Genomic DNA, 1,212 nt, shown 5'->3' on the forward strand with positions numbered 1-1,212 from the left:
ACCTTGGCCGGGGCCAGCGATCCGGCGATGAGTTCCAGATCCGCCTCATACTGCGCCAGCAGCCGTCGCTCCATGCGCCGTTCGGCGGTGTAGCCGAACAGGTCGAAGGCGGTGCCGCGCAGGCCCTTCATCGCCGACAGCAGGCGAAAACCCTTCATCATCCACGGGCCGAAGCTCGATTTCCTAGGGCTGCCGTCATTGCCGCGACGGCCCATGATCGGCGGCGCGAGGTGGAATTCGAGCTTTTCGTAGCTCTGGAATTGTTTTCCAAGTTCGGCGACGAAAGAGCCGTCCGTGTAAAGACGCGCCACCTCGTATTCGTCCTTGATCGCCATCAGCTTGAACAGGTTCCTGGCGGCGGCCTGCGATACCGTGGTCGACCCAGGTATGGCCTTCGCTTCGGCGGCGCGCAAAACGGCCAGTTTTTCGGCATAACGCCTGCCATAGGCGGCGTTCTGATAGGCTGTCAGGAAGGCGACGCGGCGGGCGATGATATCGTCCAGTGTCTCGGCGACATCCGTGCCCGGGCCGGCCTTTCCAGCCACGGCCGGACCCGGCTGGGCAACGAGCCCGCGCACGAAATCCGGCTGATGGGCAGCGCGACGTCCCCAGCGGAAAGCGGCGATGTTCATCGCCACGGCTTCGCCATTGAGCTCAATCGCCTTCTCGACGGCCTCGGCCGACAATGGCAGGCCGCCATGCTGGAAGGCAAAGCCGAGCATGAACATGTTGGCGCCGAGCGAATTGCCGAAAAGCGCCGTGGCGGTGCGGGTGGCGTCGAAGAAATGCGCCTTGTCGTCGCCCGCCGCCGCGCGGATCGCCTTTTTCAGCCGCTCTATCGGCAACGAAAAATCGGCCGAGCGGGCGAATTCGCCGGGCATGATCTCGGCGGTGTTGGCGACGAAGATGGTGTGGCCCTCGCGCACCGCGGTCAGCACCTTCTTGGCGCCCGACACGACGAGATCGCAGCCAAGCACGAGATCGGCCTTGCCGGCCGAAACGCGGATGGCATGGATGTCGTCCGGCGTGCGGGCGATGCGGACATGGGTGAATACCGAGCCGCCCTTCTGGGCGAGGCCGGCCATGTCGATCATGCCGCAGCCCTTGTCCTCCAGATGCGCCGCCATACCAAGCACCGCACCGACGGTGACGACGCCGGTGCGGTGCTTGGTATGGCGGCGCATCTGGAGGACAAGGGCTGCGGCATGATCG

At 65.0% G+C, this 1,212-nt stretch carries 1 protein-coding gene; it reads right to left on the minus strand.

Going from position 1 to position 1,212, the window contains the following annotated elements:
* Positions 1–1,212: DUF6537 domain-containing protein (locus EN750_RS35155; RefSeq protein ID WP_189526696.1), on the minus strand; the 1,212-nt coding region annotated here is incomplete at both ends.

The sequence above is a fragment of the Mesorhizobium sp. M7A.F.Ca.ET.027.03.2.1 genome, assembly GCF_003999175.1.
Classification (GTDB): domain Bacteria; phylum Pseudomonadota; class Alphaproteobacteria; order Rhizobiales; family Rhizobiaceae; genus Mesorhizobium.